The sequence below is a fragment of the Paenibacillus sp. SAFN-117 genome (assembly GCF_051966115.1).
GTDB lineage: Bacteria > Bacillota > Bacilli > Paenibacillales > NBRC-103111 > Paenibacillus_L > Paenibacillus_L residui.
The window spans coordinates 20810-45274 of sequence record NZ_JBQCLK010000027.1 but is presented as its reverse complement, the minus strand read 5'-3'; the positions used below and the strand labels follow the sequence as shown (position 1 = coordinate 45274).

General features: G+C 48.5%; 22 protein-coding genes. 2 read left to right on the top strand and 20 right to left on the bottom strand.

The window, feature by feature from the left end; genetic code table 11:
• Positions 1–67: 67 nt before the first annotated feature.
• Positions 68–2002, bottom strand: coding sequence for an ABC-F family ATP-binding cassette domain-containing protein (locus ACTHRH_RS17455; protein WP_440416789.1), 1935 nt, complete (start codon positions 2000–2002; stop codon positions 68–70).
• Positions 2003–2008: 6 nt separating this feature from the next.
• Positions 2009–3055 carry a M42 family metallopeptidase gene (locus tag ACTHRH_RS17450; protein WP_440416787.1) on the bottom strand — a complete coding sequence of 349 codons (1047 nt, stop codon included), beginning with the start codon at positions 3053–3055 and terminating at the stop codon, positions 2009–2011.
• 155 nt (positions 3056–3210) lie between these two features.
• Between ACTHRH_RS17450 and ACTHRH_RS17445 the strand changes: the two genes are divergently transcribed.
• Together ACTHRH_RS17445 and ACTHRH_RS17440 are read left to right on the top strand one after the other, a co-directional pair.
• Positions 3211–3543, top strand: a complete 333-nt coding sequence (locus ACTHRH_RS17445; protein ID WP_144940408.1) for an ASCH domain-containing protein — start codon at positions 3211–3213, stop codon at positions 3541–3543.
• Between the two features lie 120 nt (positions 3544–3663).
• A complete protein-coding gene (locus tag ACTHRH_RS17440) occupies positions 3664–4095 on the top strand; it encodes a hypothetical protein (RefSeq protein ID WP_440416785.1) in 432 nt (143 codons plus the stop codon).
• A gap of 1017 nt (positions 4096–5112) precedes the next feature.
• On the opposite strand, the gene ACTHRH_RS17435 is transcribed toward ACTHRH_RS17440, so the two are convergent.
• The 18 genes from ACTHRH_RS17435 to ACTHRH_RS17350 form a co-directional block, all read right to left on the bottom strand.
• A complete protein-coding gene (locus ACTHRH_RS17435; protein ID WP_144940404.1) occupies positions 5113–5400 on the bottom strand; it encodes a Dabb family protein in 288 nt (95 codons plus the stop codon).
• A gap of 134 nt (positions 5401–5534) precedes the next feature.
• Positions 5535–7094, bottom strand: coding sequence for an ABC-F family ATP-binding cassette domain-containing protein (locus ACTHRH_RS17430; RefSeq protein ID WP_440416783.1), 1560 nt, complete (start codon positions 7092–7094; stop codon positions 5535–5537).
• Positions 7095–7426: 332 nt separating this feature from the next.
• The gene (locus tag ACTHRH_RS17425; RefSeq protein WP_440416781.1) at positions 7427–8947 is read right to left on the bottom strand and encodes a DUF6382 domain-containing protein; all 1521 of its coding nucleotides are present in this window, start codon (positions 8945–8947) and stop codon (positions 7427–7429) included.
• 19 nt (positions 8948–8966) lie between these two features.
• Positions 8967–9479: an A24 family peptidase gene (locus tag ACTHRH_RS17420; RefSeq protein WP_144940398.1), complete on the bottom strand. Its 513-nt coding sequence runs from the start codon at positions 9477–9479 to the stop codon at positions 8967–8969.
• A 37-nt stretch (positions 9480–9516) separates the two neighbouring features.
• Positions 9517–10140: a hypothetical protein gene (locus ACTHRH_RS17415; RefSeq protein WP_144940396.1), complete on the bottom strand. Its 624-nt coding sequence runs from the start codon at positions 10138–10140 to the stop codon at positions 9517–9519.
• A 46-nt stretch (positions 10141–10186) separates the two neighbouring features.
• Positions 10187–12496, bottom strand: a complete 2310-nt coding sequence (locus tag ACTHRH_RS17410) for a DUF5702 domain-containing protein (RefSeq protein ID WP_440416779.1) — start codon at positions 12494–12496, stop codon at positions 10187–10189.
• A gap of 16 nt (positions 12497–12512) precedes the next feature.
• Complete coding sequence (locus ACTHRH_RS17405; RefSeq protein WP_440416777.1) at positions 12513–13526, bottom strand: TadE/TadG family type IV pilus assembly protein; 1014 nt, start codon at positions 13524–13526, stop codon at positions 12513–12515.
• Positions 13527–13530: 4 nt separating this feature from the next.
• Positions 13531–13749 (bottom strand): Flp1 family type IVb pilin, encoded by a 219-nt coding sequence (locus ACTHRH_RS17400; protein ID WP_144940390.1) that lies wholly within the window; start codon positions 13747–13749, stop codon positions 13531–13533.
• 115 nt (positions 13750–13864) lie between these two features.
• On the bottom strand, positions 13865–14650 hold the full coding sequence (locus ACTHRH_RS17395; RefSeq protein ID WP_379286404.1) for a type II secretion system F family protein: 786 nt from the start codon (positions 14648–14650) through the stop codon (positions 13865–13867).
• Between the two features lie 11 nt (positions 14651–14661).
• Positions 14662–15498, bottom strand: coding sequence for a type II secretion system F family protein (locus ACTHRH_RS17390; RefSeq protein WP_440416774.1), 837 nt, complete (start codon positions 15496–15498; stop codon positions 14662–14664).
• A gap of 52 nt (positions 15499–15550) precedes the next feature.
• Entirely contained in the window at positions 15551–16813 is a 1263-nt protein-coding gene (locus ACTHRH_RS17385) for a CpaF family protein (RefSeq protein ID WP_440416772.1), read from the bottom strand.
• Positions 16762–17868: an AAA family ATPase gene (locus tag ACTHRH_RS17380; RefSeq protein WP_440416770.1), complete on the bottom strand. Its 1107-nt coding sequence runs from the start codon at positions 17866–17868 to the stop codon at positions 16762–16764. Before ACTHRH_RS17380 ends, ACTHRH_RS17385 begins: the two co-directional genes overlap by 52 nt.
• Before the next feature lie 255 nt (positions 17869–18123).
• Complete coding sequence (locus ACTHRH_RS17375) at positions 18124–19752, bottom strand: serine/threonine protein kinase (protein WP_440416768.1); 1629 nt, start codon at positions 19750–19752, stop codon at positions 18124–18126.
• A 1068-nt stretch (positions 19753–20820) separates the two neighbouring features.
• On the bottom strand, positions 20821–21243 hold the full coding sequence (locus tag ACTHRH_RS17370; protein ID WP_379286414.1) for a hypothetical protein: 423 nt from the start codon (positions 21241–21243) through the stop codon (positions 20821–20823).
• Entirely contained in the window at positions 21240–21476 is a 237-nt protein-coding gene (locus tag ACTHRH_RS17365; protein WP_186328459.1) for a hypothetical protein, read from the bottom strand. Before ACTHRH_RS17365 ends, ACTHRH_RS17370 begins: the two co-directional genes overlap by 4 nt.
• Before the next feature lie 49 nt (positions 21477–21525).
• Positions 21526–22242, bottom strand: a complete 717-nt coding sequence (locus ACTHRH_RS17360) for an ATP-binding cassette domain-containing protein (protein WP_440416766.1) — start codon at positions 22240–22242, stop codon at positions 21526–21528.
• The gene (locus ACTHRH_RS17355) at positions 22239–23669 is read right to left on the bottom strand and encodes a hypothetical protein (RefSeq protein ID WP_440416764.1); all 1431 of its coding nucleotides are present in this window, start codon (positions 23667–23669) and stop codon (positions 22239–22241) included. The genes ACTHRH_RS17360 and ACTHRH_RS17355 overlap by 4 nt, the downstream gene beginning before the upstream one ends.
• A gap of 15 nt (positions 23670–23684) precedes the next feature.
• Entirely contained in the window at positions 23685–24458 is a 774-nt protein-coding gene (locus ACTHRH_RS17350) for a hypothetical protein (protein ID WP_440416762.1), read from the bottom strand.
• Positions 24459–24465: the final 7 nt, after the last annotated feature.

Below are 24465 nucleotides of genomic sequence, written 5' to 3'. Positions count from 1 at the left end.
TGTCCCAAGCCGAAAATATAGGGCGAAGGCCGCAACTTCTATCATAACATAAGAGGACGGTTTAAGCTCACTTTCTTTTTTCCTGCTCGATCTGCTCCACCAGCTCGGAAAGCTCCGCCCAGCGGTTCATCGCCCTCTCCAGCTCCTCCGATGCGATTCGCTCCTCTTCATAAAGCGACTGGACCTGAGTAAAATCACTTCCGGCCCCGGAGATTTTCTCCTGAAGCTGCTGAACCCGCTCCTCCAGTTCAGCAATAACCTCTTCAATTTCCTCCCATTCCTTCTGCTCCTTATAAGAGAGCTTTCGTGGGCGGTTGGAGGAAGAATCGGCCGACCTGCGGTTGTCGCCGGAACGGAGCGATTCTTCCGGCAGCCTTTTCTTCTCCGCTTCCTCTTCTCTGGCTTCTTCCCGCTTCAAGGATAAATAATCGGAATAACTGCCTTCGAAGTTTCGGATACGGCCTCCCCCTTCGAAAGCAAACAACCGATCTGCTGTCCGGTCAAGGAAATAGCGGTCATGAGAGACCGTTACGACCACTCCGGGGAAGCTGTCCAAATAATCTTCCAGAACGGTCAATGTCTCGACGTCCAGATCATTGGTCGGCTCATCCAGCAGCAGAACATTCGGCTCCCCCATCAAGGTCCGCAGCAAATACAGCCGTCTGCGTTCGCCTCCCGACAGCTTGCCAATGCGGTTCCATTGGGCGGCCGGCGGGAAGAGGAAGCGTTCCAGCATCTGTGCTGCGGAAATCGTCTGGCCGTCTTGGGTGCGAATCATCTCCGCCCCTTCTTTAATGTAATCGATCACGCGCATCTGCTCGTCCATGTCCTGGCTTTCCTGGGTATAGTACGCCAGCTTGACGGTTTGTCCGATTTCGATCCGTCCTTCATCCGGCTGCATACGGCCGGCCAACAGTTGGAGCAAGGTCGTTTTGCCGCTGCCATTCCGGCCAATGATTCCGATGCGATCCTTAGGCAGCATGATGTAGCTGAAATCTGAAATCAAGGTTCGCCCGCCGAAAGCTTTCGACAGGTGCTCGATCTCAATGATTTTCTTGCCCAATCTGGAGGCGGAAACCGATAGATCCAGTGACTCCGCTTGTGCTCCGGGCCCCCTCTCCTTAAGCTCCTCCACCCGCTGAACACGGGCCTTCTGTTTCGTCGTTCTCGCTCTGGCCCCTCTTCTGAGCCAGGCTAATTCCCGGCGAAGCATATTCTGTCTCTTGGCCTCACTTGAAGCCTCCTGCTCCTCCCGCTCCGCCTTCTTCTCCAGAAAGACGCCGTAATTTCCTTCGTAGCTGTACAGTTGGCCTCTGCTGATTTCGAAAATTCTGTCGGTAACACGGTCAAGAAAATAGCGGTCATGGGTGACAAGCAGCAGGGCCCCTCTGTATTTGGACAAATGCTCTTCCAGCCATTCCACCGTATCGTTATCAATATGGTTCGTCGGCTCGTCCAGAATAAGCAGATCGGCGGGTTGGATCAATGCGGCAGCCAAAGCCACCCTTTTGCGCTGGCCTCCCGACAATAGAGCGGCCGGTTTATCGAATTCGAAAATTCCCAATCGGGTCAAAATGGTTTTGGCCTGTGTTCCCGCTTCCCATGCATCCGCTGCATCCATCTTGCCCTGCGCCTGAAACAGCCGGCGTTGAGCGGCCTCATCCTCGGGGCTGCGCTCCAGATCGAGTAAGGCCGACTCGTATTCCCGGACGGCCTGCATGATGGGGCTGTCGCCTTTATACAAGTATTCGAGAACAGTCGTCCCTTCTTCGAAATCCGGATTTTGCGGCAAATATTCGACACGGAATTGCCGCGAATGAATGACCTCGCCTTGATCCGCGGTCTCCAAGCCCGCCACGATTTTCAGCAAGGTCGATTTGCCGGTACCGTTCACCCCTATTAGGCCTATCCGCTGCTTCTCGGCAATCGAGAAGGTTATATCGTTAAACAGTATTTTATCGCCATAGCTTTTGGATAAATGCTCTGCTGTTAAAATGTTCATTATCGGTCAACTCCCGGCTTCGTCCGTTATATAAGCAGCCAATAAAGCTGTCGTATTCCATAACGCCTTCTCATGAGTTCTTTCTACCGCATGGGAAGCCTGAACTCCGGGGCCGACCAGAGCAGCCCGGATGTTGCTGCCGCCGCGCAGCGCAGCAGATGCATCGGAGCCGTAGAAGGGATACAGATCGACGGCAAAATCCAGTTTGTCACGTTCGGCCAAACGAATCAGCTTCGAGGTCATTTCATAGTCATAGGGACCGGTCGAATCCTTGGCGCAGATGGACACGTCCTTCTCCGTACAGGTCAAATCGTCCCCGATGGCCCCCATATCGACAGCGATCAGTTCCCGAATATCTTCCGGGATATAGGAAGAGCCGTGGCCGACCTCTTCATAGACGGAAATGAAGATTTTAACTGTTTTTGGCAGCTCTATGTTTCTCGCAACAATCCATTCCAACAATCCGAACAGGCAGGCTACTCCCGCTTTATCATCCAAGTGCCTGGACTTGATCCATCCGTTAGGCAGAAAACGGGTTCGGGGATCAAAGGAAACATAGTCTCCCGCCCGAATGCCCAGCGCTTCCACATCTGCCCTGTTGGCGACTTCCTCATCTAGCCGGATCTCCATATTTGCCTCTTCGCGCTTCAAATCCCGGGCATCCGGATAAACGTGAACGGAAGGACTGGTCGTTAGAATGGTGCCCGAGTACTGTCTCCCGTCACGAGTATGTACCGTACAGTACTCTCCTTCAATGGAGCTCATTGCAAAACCGCCTACGGGGGATAAGCGGAGACGCCCGGAATCTTTGACGGATCGGACCATCGCCCCCAAGGTATCCACGTGAGCCGTCAGCCCGATCGGCGGCCCGCTGCGGCCTCGGACCGTGATGACTCCCCCGCCCTTGGGCAGCGGCTCGAACTGGCCGCCTAGCTTCAAAGCTTCTTGAGCGATCAGTTCCATGGCTTCCTTGCAGTAACCGCTCGGACTTGGAATAGACAGCAGACGCCGCAGAAAATCCAGCACATAGTCACGGTTGATTTGATCCATCATTGAAATCCCTCCTGGAATATGGAATACATTGTTCGCGAAATGTTAATATAACGGGTAAAAACAGCGCGAAGTGGTTACAGTTATTGTGGTAAAATGATTGAACAGCCAGCATTGATTTATGGCCTTAAGGCCGATAACGGAAGGAGGACTAAGCTATGTCGGAAACACTTCCCCCTAAAACTTGTTCAATAGACCGTTTGATCACTGTTGAGGAAGATATTCAAAAAGTGCTGAACGGCACAAAATCCGCACAAAGGCGAAACGGACGCTACGCCGATCCGGGAGAGATTATGGAGCTGAACGGCCGTTCCTTCGAAGTCTATAATGTCTACAGGCAATCTCTGGGCGAACTGACCGATGCCCAAGCTCAAGCGGAAGGCTTCGAGAGTCTGGAAGCATACAAGCAATATATTTTGTCCATGCATCCAGGAATGCCCTGGTCAGCGAATATGAAAGTATGGGTGCATGAATTCCGCCCCATCGCTTAAGCTTCTGACAACTTATGGCCGTCAGCCCGCGAACCTGCTTTTTCAACTTTGCAGTGTAGTTCCATTTAGGATACTACACTGTTTTACTGTATTTTTCAAACGTTCCGGAGGATAAACCGAATGTATTCATTGTTGTTGTATGTACATATATTAAGTGGTGTTGCTTCCATCGGCCCTTTCCTGATTCTCTTCCCGCTGCTGCCCAAAATGCGCCGGGCTACGCAAGAGAGCCTTTCTCACTATGTGCCCATGTTTAAATATGCCGTGCGTCTGTGCAAGCATGCCGGACATGTGCTTGTCATATCAGGGGCTCTTCTTATTTGGATCACTCACTGGACATGGCTGACCTCTTGGGTAGTGATGACGCTGGTTGTCATGTTCGGCTCGTTGTTTTTTATCGCCCGTGCCTTCTCTCCCGCCCTGCGCAAAATTATGGAGCCCGAAGCGGATAAGGAAGCGCTGACCGCGAAGCTGCGGTTGAACCTGATCCTATATCTCATTCTCATGCTGCTTATGATGTGGTTCATGGTCGCCAAACCCGAGCTGTGGTAATAGGACCCCAGGAATCACATGATTGGGCCTCGCTTATCGGTTATTGAAAATTATTGCAATATCCGACGGGGCCTCAACTCTCTTTTCTCCCCGCCCTTCTGACAGCTATCCCTTCGACTCAGTTTCTTTTGTGCCGGACCGGATGCTCTTACTGACCTTCTGACTGTTATCCCATTGAATCAGTACCTTTGTGCGAATAGTTCTCCTTCCCGCCCTTCTGACAGCTATCCCTTTGACTCAGTTTCTTTCAAGCCGGACCGGATGCTCTTATTGATCTTCTGACTGTTATCCCATTGAATCAGTACCTTTTGTGCGAATAGTTGCCCTTCTCCGTTCTTTTGGCTGTTATCCCTTTGCCTCAGTTTCTTTTGTGCCGGACCGGATGCTCTCACTGACCTTCTGACTGTTATCCCATTGATCAGTACCTTTTGTGCGAATAGTTGCCCTTCTCCGTTCTTTTGGCTGTTATCCCTTTGTCTCAGTTTCTTTTGTGCCGGACCGGATGCTCTCACTGACCTTCTGACTATTATCCCATTGAATCAGTACTTTTCAGCTCGGACCTACAATCTCTTTCTTCTGACTGTTATCCCTTAGGCTCAGTGTCTTTCTGGGACAAGATTCCGGCGTAAATGATTTTTAAAATTAGGCAAATAGGGTCGAAGCTTATTATCTCGGTTGACCGATGAGAATCTCGGCAATTGCGCCTTTCTGAGTAAAGGGGATAACAGTCCAAAGCATCGACCGGGAGGATATTGAATGAAAACCGGAAGTGTTTTTTTGTTTCTTCAATGCCCAAATCACTATATATTTTTTCAGCTAAATAGAGTATGCAAAATCACCAGAAACATTAATTCGGGCTCATCCGTAGTAATCATCCCCCTCCCCGGCAAAGCGTGCTCTACCTTGAAAATCGTCTATTTTCATTTTCTGATGGTGCCGTGCAAGCGGAATGGCCGTCTAACTAGAAAAAGGAGCCGCTTATAAAACGGCTCCCTCATACTAATCTTAGGCAAACAATCAGCTCTCGTAATCTACTGCAACGGAGGATTCCCTCACGTTGTTCATATGCCGGATGACTTCCTGGTGGACAGGATGTACCTGGTACGCCTGCAGATCGTCAAGAGTGTCGAACTTAGTAATCAAGGCGATATCATACGATCTCTCGGTATGGAGAACGTCCACACCAACTTCAATGTAGCGCAGCTGCGGGATTTTTCCTTCCATATTTCTTAAGACGTTAACTGTTTCGGATACTACCGCTTCCGATCTTTCCTTCAATTTAAAAAATACAATGTGGGTAATCATAACCGATGGCTCCTTCTCAAAATATAGTTAATTTCATCGTGCTGCTTCAACCCGTAAACCGAAGCTGCACGACGAAGCTTAAACTCTTGGCGATCAGCCCCAGCCGCGAAGCCGGAAAATATGGCGGAAGGTTATCAGGAAATGACCTGACGATGAGACCATTCCTCCACATTCCAGACCTTCGTAATCCAATTCTCATAGAAGTCCGGCTCATGACAGACTAACAGAACCGTGCCTTTGTATTCCTTGAGGGCTCTTTGCAGCTCCGCCTTGGCCACTACATCAAGGTGGTTGGTCGGCTCATCGAAGAGGATCCAGTTGCTCTCCCGCATGAACAATTTGCACAAGCGGACCTTAGCCTGCTCTCCTCCGCTAAGCATATTTAATGGCCGGGTAATATGCTCGTTCTTCAGACCGCACCGTGCAAGGGCTGCCCGAACCTCGTGCTGGTTCATATGCGAGAATTCGTTCCACACATCGTCGATCGGTGTTAGATTGCCCGGCTTCACTTCCTGCTCGAAATAAGCCGGATACAGATAGTCTCCGGTGAAGGTCCTGCCGGATAACGGCTCGATCTTGCCAAGAATGGTCTTGAGAAGCGTCGACTTTCCTACCCCGTTGCTGCCGACAATCGCGATCTTGTCTCCGCGCTCGATGGTCACATTCAGCTTCGGCAGCAAAGGACGGGTATAGCCAATTTCCAGATCCTCCGCTTCGAAGACGATTCTTCCACTGGCCCTCGATTCCTTGATCGTGAAAACCGGCTTCGCCGCCTCCTCGGGACGGTCAATCTTCTCCAATCGGTCAAGCTGCTTCTGCCGGCTCTTCGCCCTGCCTGAGGTGGAGTATCTAGCCTTATTCCTTTGGATGAAATCCTCCTGCTTTTTAATAAACTCCTGCTGCTTTTCGTAGGCTTCGATATGCTGGCTCTTATTGATATCCGCCATCGTCAGAAATTTCTCATAGTTGGCCGAATACCGGGTTAATTTCGCGAACTCCAGATGGTAAATCACATTAACGACCTTATTCATAAATTCCGTATCATGGGAAATGAGGATAAACGCATACGGGTATTCCTGTAAATAGGACGTTAACCACTCAATATGACCGACATCCAAATAGTTGGTCGGCTCGTCCAGCAGCAGCACCGTCGGCTGCTCCAGAAGCAGCTTGGCCAGAAGCACCTTCGTTCTTTGACCTCCGCTCAGGCTGGCGACATCCCGGTCGAGTCCGATCGCGTCCAGGCCAAGGCCGTTTGCGGTCTCCTCGATTTTCACATCAAGCATATAAAATCCGCTATGATCCAGTCTTTCCTGAATTTCCCCCATCTGCTCAAGCAGGGTTTCCAGCTCTTCAGGTGAAGCATCGGCCATCTTCTCGGTAATGGCCATCATCTCTTTCTCCTGCTCGTATAGGGGAAGGAAAGCTTCTTTCAATACATCGCGGACCGTCTTGCCTGGCTGCAGATTGGTATGCTGATCCAAATAACCGTAACGGACATTCGGAGTCCACTCCACCTTGCCCGTATCCTTCAGAAGCTGCCCCGTTAATATATTCATTAACGTCGACTTCCCGACCCCGTTGGCACCGACCAATCCGACGTGCTCACCCGCCAGCAGCCGGAACGAAACGTTCTTGAACAACATCCGGTCGCCAAAACTATGACTTAAATCTTCAACTGTCAAAAGGCTCATACTCTATTCCAAATCTCCTGTCTATTCCTAATCATCGGTCTAACCCGTCGGTTTATTATAACACCAACTGAATCGGACAGGAAAGACGGCAGATTTTTTACAATAGAAATTTTTACATTTTACAGTAATTCCTACTGTCACAAAAAGCTTCTACTAATGCCGGGCGTCTTCAGTTCCTGGACTCCCTTCAAAGTACTGTATAAACCTTTATCGAAGTAAAGTCATGAAGAGCGACCGCGTTTAGAGGAAGGTTTAGACGCCGACTTTGTTGGAGTGCGGACGGAATAAGCTTCGAAGGTTACGTCACGTGGGGTATTGATATGGCCCCAGTTTTATGACGGATTTTTAAAGATCATCTCCACGGTGGCGATCTTGATTCGGTCCTCTGCCTGCACTGCGTATTTCCGATATGGAATAAGCCGTTCTTCATTTAAGTAGCTGCCGTTCTTCGAGCCCAAATCCTGAACAAAATAGCCCTCCTGCTCCTCGCTGCGGCTGATTTCCAGATGAATTCTGGAGACCCCGATCGTATCCTCCACGTAATGGACCGCTTCCTGGCTTCTCCCTATTCGGAAGACATCGTCTGAAATCGGCACCTTCTCGGTCTCGTCCTCTCTTTTCACCTCAAGATAAGGTCTGGCCGGGCCCGAAATCGCTTCAATGCCTTCCGGCGTAAGCAGTACCGTTGCATCCTGCGGTACAAGCAATGTAGTTTGTTCAGTCAAAGTCGAAGAATGATTCGAGTCATCGGCCGTATTTCCTCCCGGACTTACGCTCGAAAACGTAAGCTCCTCCCGTTCCGCTCCCATCCCCGAAGAAGCCCGAAGCTCCCAATGGCTCTCTTTGGATAAGGTCCGCGAGAACCCAGGTACAGCCGGCTCTAACGCGGTTGAACGGAAAGACTCCATGATATCGGCTGCACTCTCCGAGCCCACTGTTGCATCCTTGCCTTCCTGATGTTTATTCGATCGGAAAGTTAAGGATAGCCTGCCCATTTTATGTAAAATATAAATTCCGTCCACCAGCAGCAGGCTGGTCCCCAGTCCGATATACAGCAATCCTTCGGACGGTTCCGTCCAATAGAAGGCCCAGACCGCTATCAGAAAGACCGTACCAAGCAGGACAATCAGCTTGCCGGACGACGTGGATAAAGCGCGCTCCGTTCCGAAGTTCAGATCGTCTTCGGGCACAACAGGGCTATCAATTTTCCTGTTTTCCGTTATTTGTGGAGCCGGGAGCTCGATTTCATTCGGCTTTGATTCCTGTAGCAGCTGTCGTTCCATGGCTTCGAGCAGAACGGACTTCAACTCCATCAAGCTGAATCGCCCGCCGCTAAGCAGCATTTGCAGCTTGCGCCAATTTTCGCTCTGCTCCACGTATGTATGCTTCGCTAAATAATCTGCCAAGCGGACCAAGTCCTCTTGCGCACTCCCTTTACCGGATAATTGCTTAAGCGGCAGATAAAGCAAATGAATGTCATCATGCCGCTGCCCGATATAGATAAACTCTTCCTTAAGTACGTAGCGGTCTTCGCTAAGCATATAGATTTTGCAATCGTCCAAAGCCGCAACCAACGTATACAGAAACGTATAGAACTGCTGTTCAGAAAGTCTGGATTGCTTAACTGCCTCCGAAAGCGGAATGAATGAGGTGGTTTCATATCTTAACCGGATCTTTCGATTCTGTTCTTCAAATTCTATTGGAAGCTGCCGGGGAACGGTATAGGTTTCCAGCATTTTGTGCTCTAACAGGACAACATCATCAGGTGTCAACGGCGGTTCCCCGGATAAAACCAGATAACAGCCATGCTGTCTGTCCATTTCACATTTTAAACCATACAGCAAGGTAGTCATGATTCACTTCCTTTCTATCCTATAGGTTAAATACCTCATACAGTGCTGTTAAATAACCTGGAAATGCGGCATAGAGAAAAGGATATCGAATAACGTCTTTGCCTGTAAACCTAACTGCTTTCCGGTTTTTCAGGATAATAAAATCCATGATCCGAAAACCGAGACCGGCTGCCTTGGCCGCCCACTGCTTGCGGACCAGCAGGATGACCACACCGATAATTCCGGCGTAGAATAGGGAATAAAAGAGGAAATAACAGACAAACTCCGCACCCGTTAGTGCACCTATAGCCGCAAAAAGCTTGACATCCCCCGCCCCGATTGCCTTGAGCAGGTAAAGCAAAAACATTAAAGCAAAACCGGCACCCATTCCAGATAAAGAGTAGAGAAAGCCGGACCAGCCGTCCGACCAGCTAAAGTAACCGAATCCCGCGGTCAAACCTATCAGCACGATGGAATTCGATATTTTATGCCGCGTCGCATCTGTATAGAAGGAAGCGGCCATAAGTATGGAAGCAACTGACCATGGTACCATTGACTTCCCCCTTTCCACGATTGCCGGGGCCCTGTCCTCAGGCCCCGGTCCATATTCTCTCGTAAGCTCTTTTGCGTAAATACACCGTTTTATTAACGAAGGGAATGGGCAGCTTGAAGGCAACTTCCGCTTCAATCCCCAAATAAGCCTTTGACGGATCTCCTAGAGTCGGAAACTTCATATCCGTAATGCGGAAGCGGTCCGGTTTAATAACGGACTGATTAACATGGTGCAGAACAATCGGCTTAAAAGCTTCGTAGATAAGGGGGGCTATAGTATTGTTGTAATATTGATGATAGGCTTCCCTGCCCATCTCTTCCCCCTTCTCTCTCATCGTCTGTTCCCACTGCATCCACTTTACGATGGATTCAGGCAAGAAAGCGGCGTAGTCTTCCACCCACTCCTCCGCCTGAACGAGCTTATCCCTTGCCTGACCGATCTTCTCCACCAAATCACGCCACACAGCAGCGGCCTTGGTTCCCGCAGCCTTATCCCTGGCCTCCACATACAGCAGTTCTACCGGATACATGTAGGCAGCCATTTGTTTAGTAGATTCGGTAACTGCAGTTTTCAACGATAGCTCGAGAATGGAAAGCTGAACAAACATATTTAACGCTAATGCGAACACGAGAAAGACAGGCATGACAATCGCCGCTTCCAAGGCTATTCCGCCTTCCTGACAATGGGTCAGCCTCCGAATAAATGCTTTAATAGGACATCACCGCTGTCTTTGTTATTTGGCATCGGTTATTTTTATTGCCGCAATCCAGCAAGCCAAGATCACTCATTAACCTCATGGCTGCCGGCATAAACCAGATTCGAACGGTTGAAGAAGTGGTTGCCTGCAAATAAGTCGTTCTTTCTGTCAGATCCTTCCCCGTGTTCAACTCGATTAAAGCCTGCATGCGAGACATCATTTTACTGTCATTGCTATGGAGCAGCATAAAAAGCCTAAGTAAATCTTTATAATAGACGGTTAATGACTTCACCTTCTTTAGTACGGGCACCGCCTCACCCTTCACCAGCTTCTGCATATCCTGCACTGCCTCAATGGCCGCCTGGGCAGCTACGACAGTAAATAAAAGCAGGGGAGATCCGATATTTAAAACACTCTTCTTCGGATCCATAAGTCCTTCGACAATATGGACCGCCATAAAAAATACAAACATCTCGCCATATGCTGCGGAATAATTGGACGCACAGGAATTCATTCCATAGAGAATATACTCCGCTTCCTGATCTGCAAGAGGGTGATCCAACGGCTTAGACGGCACATGAGAAGCCGGCGGCACCCCGCCTTTACCCGCTTCCAGCTTGGCTGTCCGATAACTGAATTTCGTTAATGCATACTCGTTCATATAGATCTCATCACGTATTCCGGTAAGCACATTCGAAATCCGTTCCGAGAAGCTTACAGCCTGCTTGATCGCTTGATCCGGGCGATCGGCCGCGTACACCTCAGACATCTCCGGGGGTTGATCGGAATTATATTGATAATATTTAGAATACAGCCCCGGGTTCCCGTTCGAATCCCCTTCGAGCCTCTGATATAACGCTGTATAAGGGTCCTGGCTGCCCCACATGCCGCACTGGCCCAACATAGAATTCAATTCCTTGAGAGCATCCCCGAGCTTTTGTTTATGTTCCTTATCGCTAACCTCCAACTGATTCATCCGCTCCTGACGTTCCCGTTCTTTCTCTCCCTGCTCACTTTCAAATCGGACAAGCAGCTCTTGCATCTTCTCCAACTGTCTGGAGATTTCTCCGTAGTCATCCCCGATGAAAAAAACAGTAGATTGCCATTTTTCCTTCAGCCAGAAGAACTGCGCCAGGCTTTTGGCTGACTCTGTTTTGTAAATAGAGAAGTATTCGAGGGAGTACACCGGAATTTTGTCCAGCACGTCATAGCCCTGGAATGAGTCGTTGTCCAGGCTGCTCTTCAGCTTTTCCTTTTCCGCGCGGAGCTCCTCATTTAATACTCTGGCATTCTCTACCTTCTCCAACAAGCGCTCATGCTGCTCGGCAAATCCGGCGTAATCCTCCTCCAGCGACACTTGAGAAGATGCCAATAAAGCAGTATAGGCCAAAATATCCTTCAAGAGCTCCTCCAGTTCATATTTTCGTTGTAAAAACTCGGAAATTTGCCGCTGAGTTTCGGAAATGGATTTCTTCGTAGATTGCAAGGATTGATAGAGCGAATTTATTGCCTCGGCGTTCCCTTCGGGATTCATCAGTAATAAGGCGATAGTGCTGCCAAGCGAATCCGCAGATTGCTGCAAAGAATCCAAAGCTTCCTCGGCCTTCTCCAACCCTTCCTCCACCTCGTGAATCGACTGTCTGACACTATCCGCTGTATTTAGACCAATGCGGTCCGCCCGTTCGTGAAGCTCGCCCAAAGTGCCGCTGTACTTCAGTTGCAGCCGTTTGCCCCTATCGATGAAGTCCTGTGCGGCTTCCCATGCCTCCTCCAATGCTTCATTCCATGGCTTTATTTTTTCCTCCAGTATATTTGCATGCTCGTGGAATTTAGCGGCTTGCGCTAACTGCTTGGTCAAGCCGGAGTTTTTGAACCGGTCGAGAAGCTCCATCGTAAATTCAATCGGGGCCTGATACTTCATATCTTCCAGCATCTGCTGCCGAAACACGACATGATTGGCTAGTGTAAATAGAGGCCGTATATAACTGTCCTCCGGCTCGGAGCGGATATCCAAATAATTGAAAATAGAATCTTCGCTGGAAGCCGTCAAATTGTGATCCAGGACGGTTTGAAATACTTGCCTGCTTTCTTCCTCATTGCCCGCAATTCCGAATAATCCGTAGGATTGCAGCTCTCGATCAAAGCGGGAAAACATCGAGCGGTTGGCGGCCCAAAGAGCGGCCTCCGTCTCTCTTTCCGCAAGCTTAACCCGGACAAAATCGATCAGAACGGCATGGAACAGAAAAATTGGTACGATGATCACGATCAAATAGACGGAAACAGACCCGTCACTGGTACGTAGAAACCGCTTCAGCTTCATTCCATTCCTCCATCCTTCAGTTATGGACGATCACAACGATGCCATTCCGTTCCAGTTCTCTTCTGAGCGATGGAGTGAGGGCTGTCTTTCCAGTCTTGACATGCCGGAAAAAGTGCCACACTACCCCCTTCACTTCTCCCCTTTTCATAAGTTCGACATCCTTTTTTATTTGATCCTTAACATTTTTGGAGTTGATTGTATACTTCGCTTCATGAGCAACGCCATCCCGGTCTAGTGCATCTATTATCCTATACTGGCCCACCGTATGAGTTTCGATTTCTACCGACTTCCCATTGACGAAATTCCGTAAATATTCACTTGCTTCTTTTTCTGAGCGAATGATTACTTCCGGCGGGTCCGAAACACTCTCCAGCCATGTTTTCTTCACATCTGTTGCAGGAGCTTTACCCTTAATCCTGCTTAGATAGGACTTGGTTAAATCTACCGCGCGAATCCATTCCACGGGATCCGTCACTTGTGCGACCGACTCTCCCGCCGCCTGGTCCATGGCAAACCAGTCTTGAACTAAAGAAGGAATACCCAAAAACTGGTTAAGCTTGATCTGCACGGTGCGGTCGAGACCGTGGTTCGAATAGCTTAACTGACCCTCCAAGGAGACGGGAAGTTGTTGAGCCGCCTGTAAAAGCTTCTTATTCGGGCCGGACCCGGAAGGCTGCGTTCCTGATTGAGGCAGCTCGACGACTGCCGGATTACCCAATCCGATGATTCCCAGCAAGTCTGACGCCTGATCGTTAAAAACTCTCCAGTACAGCCCGTCATTCTTGTCCAAGGGGTATGATCCGGTCACCGGATCTTTATACGAATTGTCCCAATGAGCCGCCGTTCGATCCGCACTGACTGCCGCCGTATGGAACACTACCGCCTTCTGGTACATAAACAGCGCGAAGAACAGAATGGCGATCGTGCATAGAAAGATCACCGGAAGCACTAAAGAAGCCTCTATAGTAAAGCTTCCGGCCTCACTCAGGCAGAAACGCCGCAGCCTTCTCCCTTGCATTACGTTCCGCATCGGCTTATTTTCCTTTAGGCATGATATTGCCCGTATCATCACCAGTGTGGACATTAATTTCTTTATCCGCTTTGTTAAACAAGCCTTCCACCCACTGAAAAATCCACTTCCTGAAAGCTACTGCCACAATGACGATCACCGCCAGAATCAATAAAATCTCAAGCGTTCCTAACCCTTCCTCATCCTGCCAAAAACGAATAATAGCTTGCTTCAGGTTCCGCATAGTTTTTCCTCCAATTTTCTATTTTCATATACTGAGTTTTGCAAATATCGACTTCACTTCTGTTAGGCCGTTATTGAAAGGCATGGCCGGTTCGGTCTCATCCGTGATTCCGCACCTAGCCCATGATTAATATGGCAGGAGTGGCAACGATGACCATGACTATTCCGAAAGTAATGACCATCGGAAACACAAGCTTGGAAGAAGCTTCCTCGCCCATAGTTCTTGCCAGCGCTTTGCGCTTCTCCCAAAGGTTTCTCGTCAATTCTCTTAGGGCAACAACAAAGTCGTCTCCGCCTCTTCGATAATTAAGCAGCACAGTAGTCGTAAATAACGATATTTCGGGAAGAGCGCACCGCTTGCTCAATTCCTCCATTGCCCTGGCAAAAGAACGGTTATTCTTTAATTCGTTGGACATGATCGATAATTCCCGGAAGAGCGGAGATAATTCCTCTTCCCGGCGGGAATCTACACAGCGGATGATCGCCGCCTGTACCGTCTCCCCGGCATTGACCAGCAAGGTGAGCTTATTCAGAAATTCCGGAAGCTCAATAAGCATGCTTCTCTTCTGCAGCCTTATTCGCTTACTTAAACCGCGCACTTCTATCCAAGGCGCCAATACAGCAAGCAGCAGTCCGCACAGCGAAACCGATAACCATTCTCCCGTTACAGCAGCCAGCAAGAGCGTCAGCATAAATACCAGTATTCCGCTCGTAATCATCCTTGCGATGAATTGTTTGGTCATTTCCATCGTCGCTCTCCGCCCATAGCAGGAGACCATCATTAAATGCAGCTTGGTGACGAAAGCGGGCATCCTTTCCATCAGTCCCGATTTGGTCACCACTTTCATCGCAAGAGGCATTAGCCATTTGTATATTGAAGAGTTGCTGGGTGTCTCCTCCAAATTCATCTCCCCTAAACCTTGATATCCATTATTTTTTTGACAAGCCAGTGACAGCCTAACAGCAGTACTAAACATAGCGTCATAATAAGCGGTCCGGTTAAACCCGAATATAGCGGAGCCATATAATCCGGTGAGCTGATCGTCAGCAAACCGATAACAGCCAACGGGGCAGCGCTCAGAATCGCCGATTCGAACTTCTTTTGCGCGATCAGCACCGCTATTTCTTGCTGAATTTCGATTTTCTCACCGATTATGTTCGCGGTTCTGCGGACGACTTCGATTAAATTTCCTCCCGATCTTTTACAGGTAACGAAAACGTCTACGAAATTATGAATATCTTCGAGATCGGCTCTTTCATCAAATTCTCTCAGCACGGCTTCAATCGTCTCGCCGTTCTGGATTTTTCTGTTCATCCGATCGAACTCTGCAATAATATAGGTATTAGGATTGGAATACAGGGTTTTTAAATCGTTAACCGCCTCCGCCAAGCCGCTTTCCACCGATTTTCCGGCTGTTAGCGATGAGGACAATGAAAATAGGGCCTGCCGGAATTGATCATTAAGCTCCGCTTTGCGTTTAATCATCTTTTTCCTCGATATCCATTTCGGATAGAATAATCCGAGTACCGCCATAATGAGAGAGATTAACGGCTGCTTGTAAAAAAGATATCCGACAGCATAAAGACTCCCGCTTGCTACGACAACCGCCATAACCCTCTCTTGTACGGATAACCGGTACACCGAGTAATCTATGACCGTTTCCGCCCTCGACACTTTGATCTGAGATATGTCCCCCTGTTTGGACTTGCGGGTGCGCTCCAGCAAATAGAGCAGTCCCCATACGAACAATCCTATCCCTGCGGCACAGGCTATGATGATGATCGTTCACACCACCCTCTTCTTAAAATCCTGCTGCGTGCAGCTTATCCGTCCGGGTAAGCTTATGCTCCGTAGGCTGCAGCTTGCCTATGATCTTGCCCTGCTCCGTGCCTTCTTCCCGAAAAATAAACAGCGGCTGCAAGTGCACCTCCCCTCCCCGCATTCCGATCACCTCCGATATTTCCGTTACCCGCCTGGATTTATCGCGCAATCGGGTCAAGTGAATCATGATATCAATGGCCGAAGCGATCTGCTTCCGTACAACATCAAGCGGCAGTTCCGCCCCGCTCAGCACCATCGTTTCCAAACGGCTGATCATATCGGCGGTGGAATTGGAATGGCCGGTAGAGATCGAGCCTTCATGCCCGGTGTTCATCGCCTGCAGCATGTCCAGAGCTTCCGCCCCCCGTACTTCTCCCACAATGATCCGGTTAGGCCTCATGCGGAGGGATGCCCGAATCAAGTCGCGAATCGTGATTTCACCCTTGCCTTCGGTATTCGCGTTTCTCGTTTCCAAGCTTACCAGGTTAGGCACATTCCTTATTTGCAGCTCTGCCGAATCCTCTATCGTAATAATCCGTTCATCGGCAGGGATAAAATCAGACAGGGCATTCAAGAAGGTCGTCTTGCCCGAACCTGTTCCTCCCCCTATGAAAATGTTGTATTTCGCTTTGACGAGCTGCTCCAGTAAACCAGCCGCCTCTTCGGTCAGCGCCTCCTTGTCAACCAGTTCCTTCATGGACATGGGCTTGTCCGGAAATTTCCGGATGGTCATCGTCGGTCCTTTCAGCGCAATGGGCGGCAGAACGACATTGACCCGCGACCCGTCCGCCAATCTCGCATCTACGATAGGAGACGCTTCATTCACGACACGATTTACTTTGGAAACGATAGACTGAATGATATCCTCCAGCTTCTGTGGATCCTCGAACACTGTAGGATAAGGAAGAACCTCTCCCGCCCTTTCGATAAAAATCTCTCGATGGCTGTTTATCATAATTTCCGAGATGGAACGGTCATCAATCAAGGGCTGCAGGACATCCAATCCGCGAAACGAATGAAATAATCGTCTGACAGCGTAAGCCTTCTGCCGCGCTGTCCAGCCGGCGCAGCTCTCGGAGGAGAAGACTTCCTCTTCGATCATTTCCATTAATTCATCATCCGATTTGGCCTCCGAATAATCCAATTGTTCAGCGATAGATAGACGGAGCTTCCGAATCAGTTCCTCCTCGATCAGCAGGTCATCTCCTCCCCTCTTGCTTCTGGCGCCAGCTTCGTCAACCATCTCATCAATTGAACGCGATAGCTGTTGTCCGCAAACAACTGAGAGGCTGAGTGCAAGCTGCTCCAATCCGGAACGTACGGCAAATGCCCGAATAATGGAAATCCAAAGCCGCCGATGTCGTTAACCAAACTTCCCGTATATTTGTTAAGAATGAACGAAACCTCGGGCAGCTTCCCTTCTGTTACGGATTTGCCGGCTTCCAACCGAAACCGCTCATACACCTGCTTAGTTTTCGTTAAATGATTGAGTTCATCTTCAATCAGCCACAAAATTCGATCGCTCGCCATCAGGCTTGCCATAGCCCTTGTGTGCATGGCGGAATCTCCATCAATAATGACGTAATCGTAATCCGATTGCTTCAGAAGCCAGAGCAGCCTCTGCGTGTCCTGTTCCGTCATGCCTTCCATCTCTTCCATGCTCTCGCAAGGATCCAGATATTCCACCTTGCTTACAGGATCAATACTTTTATACTGCTCCAGCTTGGATTGGATGTAAGGAGACTCCGCCTGCAAATAATAGAGCATCCGTTCGAACGAACGCTTCTCCGGCTGCCGGGGAAAGTATGGAATGGAGCAAACTGTCTCCAGACTCAAATAGAATACTTTGGAGCCCTGAAATGCCAGAGTCGCGGCCAAATGGACAGCCAAAGCGGTCTTGCCGCCGCCCCCGACAGCGGAATAAACCGAAATCAAGCTCGGTTCGGCTTCCTCGCCGCCGGCCAGCCGCCACGGATTGGGCCGTTCCATCATGATCGCTGTTAACTGCGAAAACAGTTGATTAAGCGGCTGAAACCGATAAATCTTCAGCTCGGCATTATCCGCCGTAACCGGTTCGTCTACGAGGCTGGCTACCGGTATTGCTGACGGTATTTGTTCGGGCAAGAGGTCCGAACCGGCCAGAATCAGATCAAAGCTGTCCGGCTCCTCCAGCATGCCGGGTTCTGTAAAGATTTTAACGATCATCTTGGTCCTGTATTCCGATGTTCGTACATAGTTAAGCAGCATATTAGTATAAGCGAGATCGTTATCCAGAATTGCAATTCGTCTTTTCTCCATATTTCTTCCTCCTTCCCGCTTTACTACGACAGTAATCCGGCCATTTGCAGCGCCCCGCCGGCGATCAGCAAGAGAGACAACACAGCAATCCCGACCGCTAATCTCATCTCTTTTCCGATTATTCATCTCTCCCTTCCGACAAAAAAAGAAGCACCACAAAGCAAAATCAATTTGCTCTGCGGTGCTTCCGCTTGAAAATGAAATCTATTAGAATTATACCATAAAATTATAACTATTCAATATATTTACATAAATTTATTTAAACCATTTGACCAACCATTTGCCGAGCTTTCGTTCGCTCCTGTCTCCTGGATGGCAGATAGCGGATACAAGAGACCCGCAATGCTGCCTTAACGAATCAAGTATACCCGGATGATCCTGTGCTATCCTCCCCTTCCAGTGAGAGTCCAGAAGATGTTTCCCCGCATAAGCGGGAAGACAAACCGGCTGCCGCGGAAACGTGCCCAACCACTCTCTTCTGCCTGAGAAAGTCTCATCACGATTGGCAATCCAATGGACTTCTTTATTCGAAAGGCCGCTTATGAAGCGAAGGGAAGCCTGGGTTTGCGGCATATTTAATTTGGAAGGATAAGGGTCGGCGACAATGATCACATGATCGGCCTCCCTGCACATTTCTTGAACCGTAGGGTCGCCCCACTGGCTGGAAATATCGAGGAGGACAACCGGGTAGTCCAGTAAGTACAGCAGCCGGAAATAGTGATCCGCCGTCCACACTCTCTCCGACATACGCTCTGGAGGAAGCGGCAGCCACTCGGTGTATCCGTCCTGCCAGCGCATTCCGGTCGAGCGTTCGGTCATGAAGTCCTGCTGTGTGTAGTAACGATATTCCTGCGGTGCATTTTGCTCTCCGAACAGAAGGGAATGAAGCTCGGGCAAATTGCCCGAGTGCTCAATAAGAGCGTGGGGAATCTTGCTGTCGTGCAGCAGTCGGGCCAGAGAAACCGCGACGAAGGTGGCTCCGGCACCGGGATAAAGTCCCCCGATGACGACAAGCTTACGCTTGTCGGGATGCTTGTCGCCCGGCGAATGACCGTTCATCGGCCGCTGGTTATCCGGAAGCTCCATCCCTTCCTGAAGCAGACGCTTAACCTCTAACGCGGTTTGAATTCGTTCGTCAGGCTGGTCTGCCAGCAGCCGAAACATGACATGCGTCAATGATGCGGGCAAATTCTTGGGCAGTTCCCTCACCGCGCGGTCGCGGGTATCGATGCTGTAATACTTTCCCCCGCTCAGCAGATAGTACATCATCGCACCCAGCGTATATAAGTCCGTCCTCTCGTCTGTCTGGCGATTCAAAAACTGCTCCGGCGCAGCAAATCCAATCGTGCCAAGCTGAATCGTATCGGCCGTACGCTCGGCATTATATTTGCGGGCAATGCCAAAGTCAATCAAGCGAACGTTATTCTGCTCATCGATCATTACATTGCTGGGCTTCAAATCACGGTATATGATGGGGCGTGGCTTAAAATGATGCAAATAATCGAACAGCTCGCAAAGCTGAATCGCATATTTGATCACATCGTTATAGGGCAGAGCTCCCACTCGTTGAAATCTCTGCTGAAGGGTTTCACCATGAATATAATCGGTCACCAAATAGCTTAAGCCTTCCTCATTCGGCGGGAAAAAATCGACGATCTTGGGTAAAAACGGGTGGTCTAAACGGATTAGCAGGGCCGCTTCCTCATGAAACAGCTTCTTATGACCGGAATGCTTCCGCGATTCCTTGACAGCCCAGCGTTTGCCCGGAAGCTTCGTATCTTCCGCCAAATAAACGTTGCTCATCCCCCCTCTGCCGATGACGGACAGAATCCGATAACGCCCCGCCAATAATTGTCCGGTGAGCATGGGCTCGCACGTGTTCATTCTTCTCCTCTTCCTTTCTGGCCGCAGTAAAAAAACAAACACCGCCCCTATGCTTGCTAAAGCATAAGGACGGTGCTTCCGTCTCGAAATGAGCCTATATTTTCAAATAATATATCTTAATGGTAATAGGTTACTTTTTACTATAAAACAAACGGAAATTAATGTCAACTATCGCATTTAAAAATTGACCTGCCGGCGTTTAATTCAAATTATCACCTTGTTCATGCTAACAAAGGAGTTTTTATAGCCAATAATAATCCCGCGATGGTCAACCCAACTATGAGAAAAGACATCACTTTCTTCAGTTTCATTAACTCCTTGGAAAATCAAAAAAGAACTTTCAAATTTGAAGGTTCTTTTTTCGATCAAACCATAATGAGTGCTTAGATTCCCATTTCCGCTAAACTAATTAGAGGTTTGAGAGATTGTAGTGCGATAAAGTGCAAAAGCACCTCAACGAAATCATTAGTTTACGAAAAACGTTGTGAACAGGGAGCATTTTCGCACCCTAATTATAAAAATAAAATGGATACAATCCCAAACATGTGGTGCGGTTTTGCACCATATTCTAGTCTGGCATGGCAAAGCAGCTATGCAGAATCACCAATTTCAGAGGGCCGTTTCGTCAAGAACAGGTTGCGGTTTTGATCCCTTTTTATTATTTTATTTTTTATCGTGGTGAGCCATTCACTTGAATGGCTCACCACGATTAGTTTATCTACATCATTTTGCGAATCGCATGACACTCGTTCCTACATGCATCACTTACTAAAAATTTTAATAAGCAGAACCAGAAATAGTATAATAATCAGGTACCCAAGAATCCCTTTGACAAAACTGTCGCTGGTTCTATCCTTATTACTGCTTTTCTTCTTATTACTTTTATTGTTCAAGCTTACCACTCCCATACCAAATTTTTTTTGGACGTAGTGATAAACTAATCGTGCTGGCCATATTCCACTGTATTGTACTACAAACAAAACGTGTTGTCACTTGATTTATTTTGACATTGATTAAATTTTGCTAACTGCAAGTGGTGATGTGTGATCAATGATTATTTACAGTTTATTATAAATCAAGAAGACTCACCGAGTTTTCCTCAATCATTTCGATGACTTTGGTCATTCCTTGTCGCTGCGCCAACTCTAATGGGGTCATTTCGAGCTGGTTCTTTGAGAGCAAGTCAATCTCGGGATGATCGAGCAGCATCTTTATAATATGGTGTTCCTCGTCGAAATTAATGACAAAATGCAGTGAAGTCATCGGCTCCCCTTCCTGAGCCCACCCCTTTTCATTCGGATCCATACCTTGCTCTAGTAAATATTGAACCATCTCCCTATATCGTGCACCAATCGCATTAAGTAACAATGTCGCACCATCCGAGCTCTTGACATGAAAATATAACACTTCTGCCGTTCCCACCTTGAATAAGGCATCGTTGCTGTCTACTGCGTTAGGATCGCCGCCCTTTTGAAGGAGAAGTCGATTCAACTTGCGATCTCTCCCCTGGGGATATCTGTATAGATGCCATCCTTCCAATACATCGTCCAGCATTTGATTGAGAACATTTTCGCCCATTCTTCCAATAAGTTTTCAACCTGGGAGAATTCATATTGAGAAGCGCCTTCAAGTAGCATGGAGACGATTGCTTCGCGCTTATTTGTATTTGGGTTGCTCTCACAGGCTGTCATTGCTACCGAGGATACAAGCAGCAATCCAATCACCAACTATCTCTTAACATTCACCTCCTTATGAAACATCGAGAAATTCCCCTCACTCAAATATCTCCTTATATTGGTTCTCCTCATATCCTGTTATTTCGGCCATAACATCGGCCAAGGTTCTGCCTTCCTCCCGAATGTCATCAATATAAAAGTCGGCCTTCACCCGCCCGTAGCGAAGAATGATGGCCCGGTCCAGCACATTTTCGATTTCATCTATAATATGAGTCGTCAGAAGAATCGTTTCGTCCCCTTTCAGACTGGATACCATCAGCTTCAGAAAATCCCTCCGGGTAAACATATCCTTGCCGAGAAAGGGCTCATCCATCAGAATGTACTTGGCCCCTTTGGAAAAACCGGCGCAGATCTCCAGCTTGGACTTCTGCCCTTTGGAAAACTTCTTGATTTGTCCGTGGCTCTCGATGTTAAAAAACTTCAAGAGCTTGTTATACCGTTCCCAATCGAATCGAGGAAAAAAATCCGCCAAAAACTGGCCGTATTCATAGGGAGTCAAATCAGGAAGGAAGCTTCCTTCTTCAGTAATAAAAGCCATCTTCTCATATTGCTGCGTGACCGGAAGCCCGTCAATCCGGATTTCACCGTTCTCAATGTCTCCAATTCCCATGATCGCTTTGAGCAGGGTTGTTTTGCCGCTGCCGTTCTCCCCTAATATACCTACGATTTCTCCAGTAGGGATCGTTGCGCTTTCCCAATACAATCCGTAATGGCCTCCGGCATATCGCTTGGTAACGAACTTCATCTCAATCATGCTTCTCCCCCCTGCCCGATGCGAACGTTATCGAAATTTCTGTATCTGACCTCATCATATCCGAATCCTCCGGTCGAAGGAGGCAAATTACGGACATGGATGACATCATCATTCATATCTGTCACCAGTTCACCCTGATAGACCAGATTTGCATTCTCATAAACATAGATCATGAGATGTTTAGGACGTACAATATCATAAGGTATTTGACTCTTTTCTTCACTGTCCCTCAACGTTTTCACTACATAAAGCTTGCCCTGTCGGTGGCTGATCAGAGTCGTATCATAGAAACGGTCGATTTCCTCTCTCGGATAGCTCTCCTTAACCGTGCCGATTAACATGACTCCGTCGGACAAATCAAAGCTCAGCATCGTAGTTTTCACTTCATCGGGCTCCGCAGGCCCTCTGCTGAATATCAGATTAATCACTTGCACATCATGATCGATAAAAGCTTCATAAGCGGCATAATGCGTTTCTTCCTTGGAATCAGACGGATCCTGTACATTTTCCCGCCCCCCGATTGCGATATCCTCCATTGTGACTTTGCCCAGATCTGCTCCACTATGGCTGTCGAACCCCCGAAGCGTCAGTTTGTTATCTTCGGACAGGATCAGCACCAATTTATCGCCGACCGCCTCCAATCCAAGCACTTCAACCTTGGGGGCCCCTTCTTTCCCATTGTTATCCAGATCGATAGCCACCAGCTCTCGAGCAGCTTTTTCAGCGGGACGCAGGAATCCTCCAACAGAAAAATCCGTAATCTCATATATCCCGTTCATTCCCGTATATCCACTTGTAGTGGGCACTGTAAAGTAGACTTTGTCACCAATTCTTGTAATCCCGTAATTGAGGTCATTCGCGAAGAAGTACTGCCTGGACGAAACATTAGTACTCCCAGCCCCCATCGTTCCAGACCCGGCGTTCGTATTCGTCCCCGTGATCATTTCGGTATCCGTATAATCCATAATCATGTCGGTATTCGTACTCTTGTTTGGATCGTGAAAGGTCAAACCTGTTTTTACATAGCCCGTACCTGTGATCATATGTTTAGGATTCCTTCTATCCTGATATGTGATATCGAAATCATATTCTCCCACAAGTGAGGGTCTTGCCTCATGCTGAATCCCATCAATGATTTTTGCTGCACCGACTGAATGTCTATGCGAGAATCCTCCCGGGTTTTTCTCATAAAAATCGGTAGCAGTTACGACCTGACTTCCTTGAATGGAAAAATGAGTGCGGTGGTACCCATCCCGCAAATCCCCGCTTATCGTTACGTCCTCAAGAACGGAGCGGTCACCGTACAGGTCCTGCAAGTAAAACGTCCCCTCGTCCTTGGACAAATACAGCTTTGCAAACATCCCCCCAATCATCGCTAAAGCGATAATGAGCAGCGGAATGGCTAAATGCTTCTTCAAATGATCCAACTTATTCTCCCCTTCCTACGCGATGGCGCCTTTTTGAATTAATCGAATGCTGTGCCACATGAAAAAACCGCTTAAAGCAAGCAAGAGGACGCTGGGCAGGTACAGATCGTGGTGGACGCCGTAATAAGCAGGCGGGGCTAACCGGTGAGTAATGACATAAATCAATACCACAATAGCCGCCGCTACCGGAACAAATCCCCAATAACGCTTACTGCGCTCACACAAAACCGCATAGTAAATTCCGGTTAGAACGGTTATCCAAAGGCTGGCCGATGACAGCAGCCCGCTTATATTCATGGGGAGGATGATTCGTAAAAATTCGGAGCGGATGAAGGCCAGAAATAAGCCGTTCGCCATTAGAAATTGCCCCTCGTTCAAATGCTTCAGCTTGGAGGCGACCCAGCCGTATCCCAGCCACACGCTGAGGATCTGCGCCGCCAGCAGAATGGTAAGACCAATCGCAAAAGCCAGCAATTTGCTAAAATAAACTGTTTCCCGTCTTACCGGAAGAGTGAGTAAAGTATAGATGCTTTTGCTCCCCCAATAGTTGGCGTATACGGATTTCACAAAAAAAGCGAACAAGGCCGCCAAATAAATCAAAAAAACAATGACACAGCCGGATGAAACATATAAATCTTCAAACCGCTCATGAACGGAATAAATGCTCAAATCCCGGATGGCTGTATTCAGAAACAACAGCGGCGATATAAGGGTGCCCAGACAAAGCAGCAAAACAGCCCGGAGCATTGTTGAAAACTCATAATTCAATAATCGATAGAATCCTTTCATACTCCAA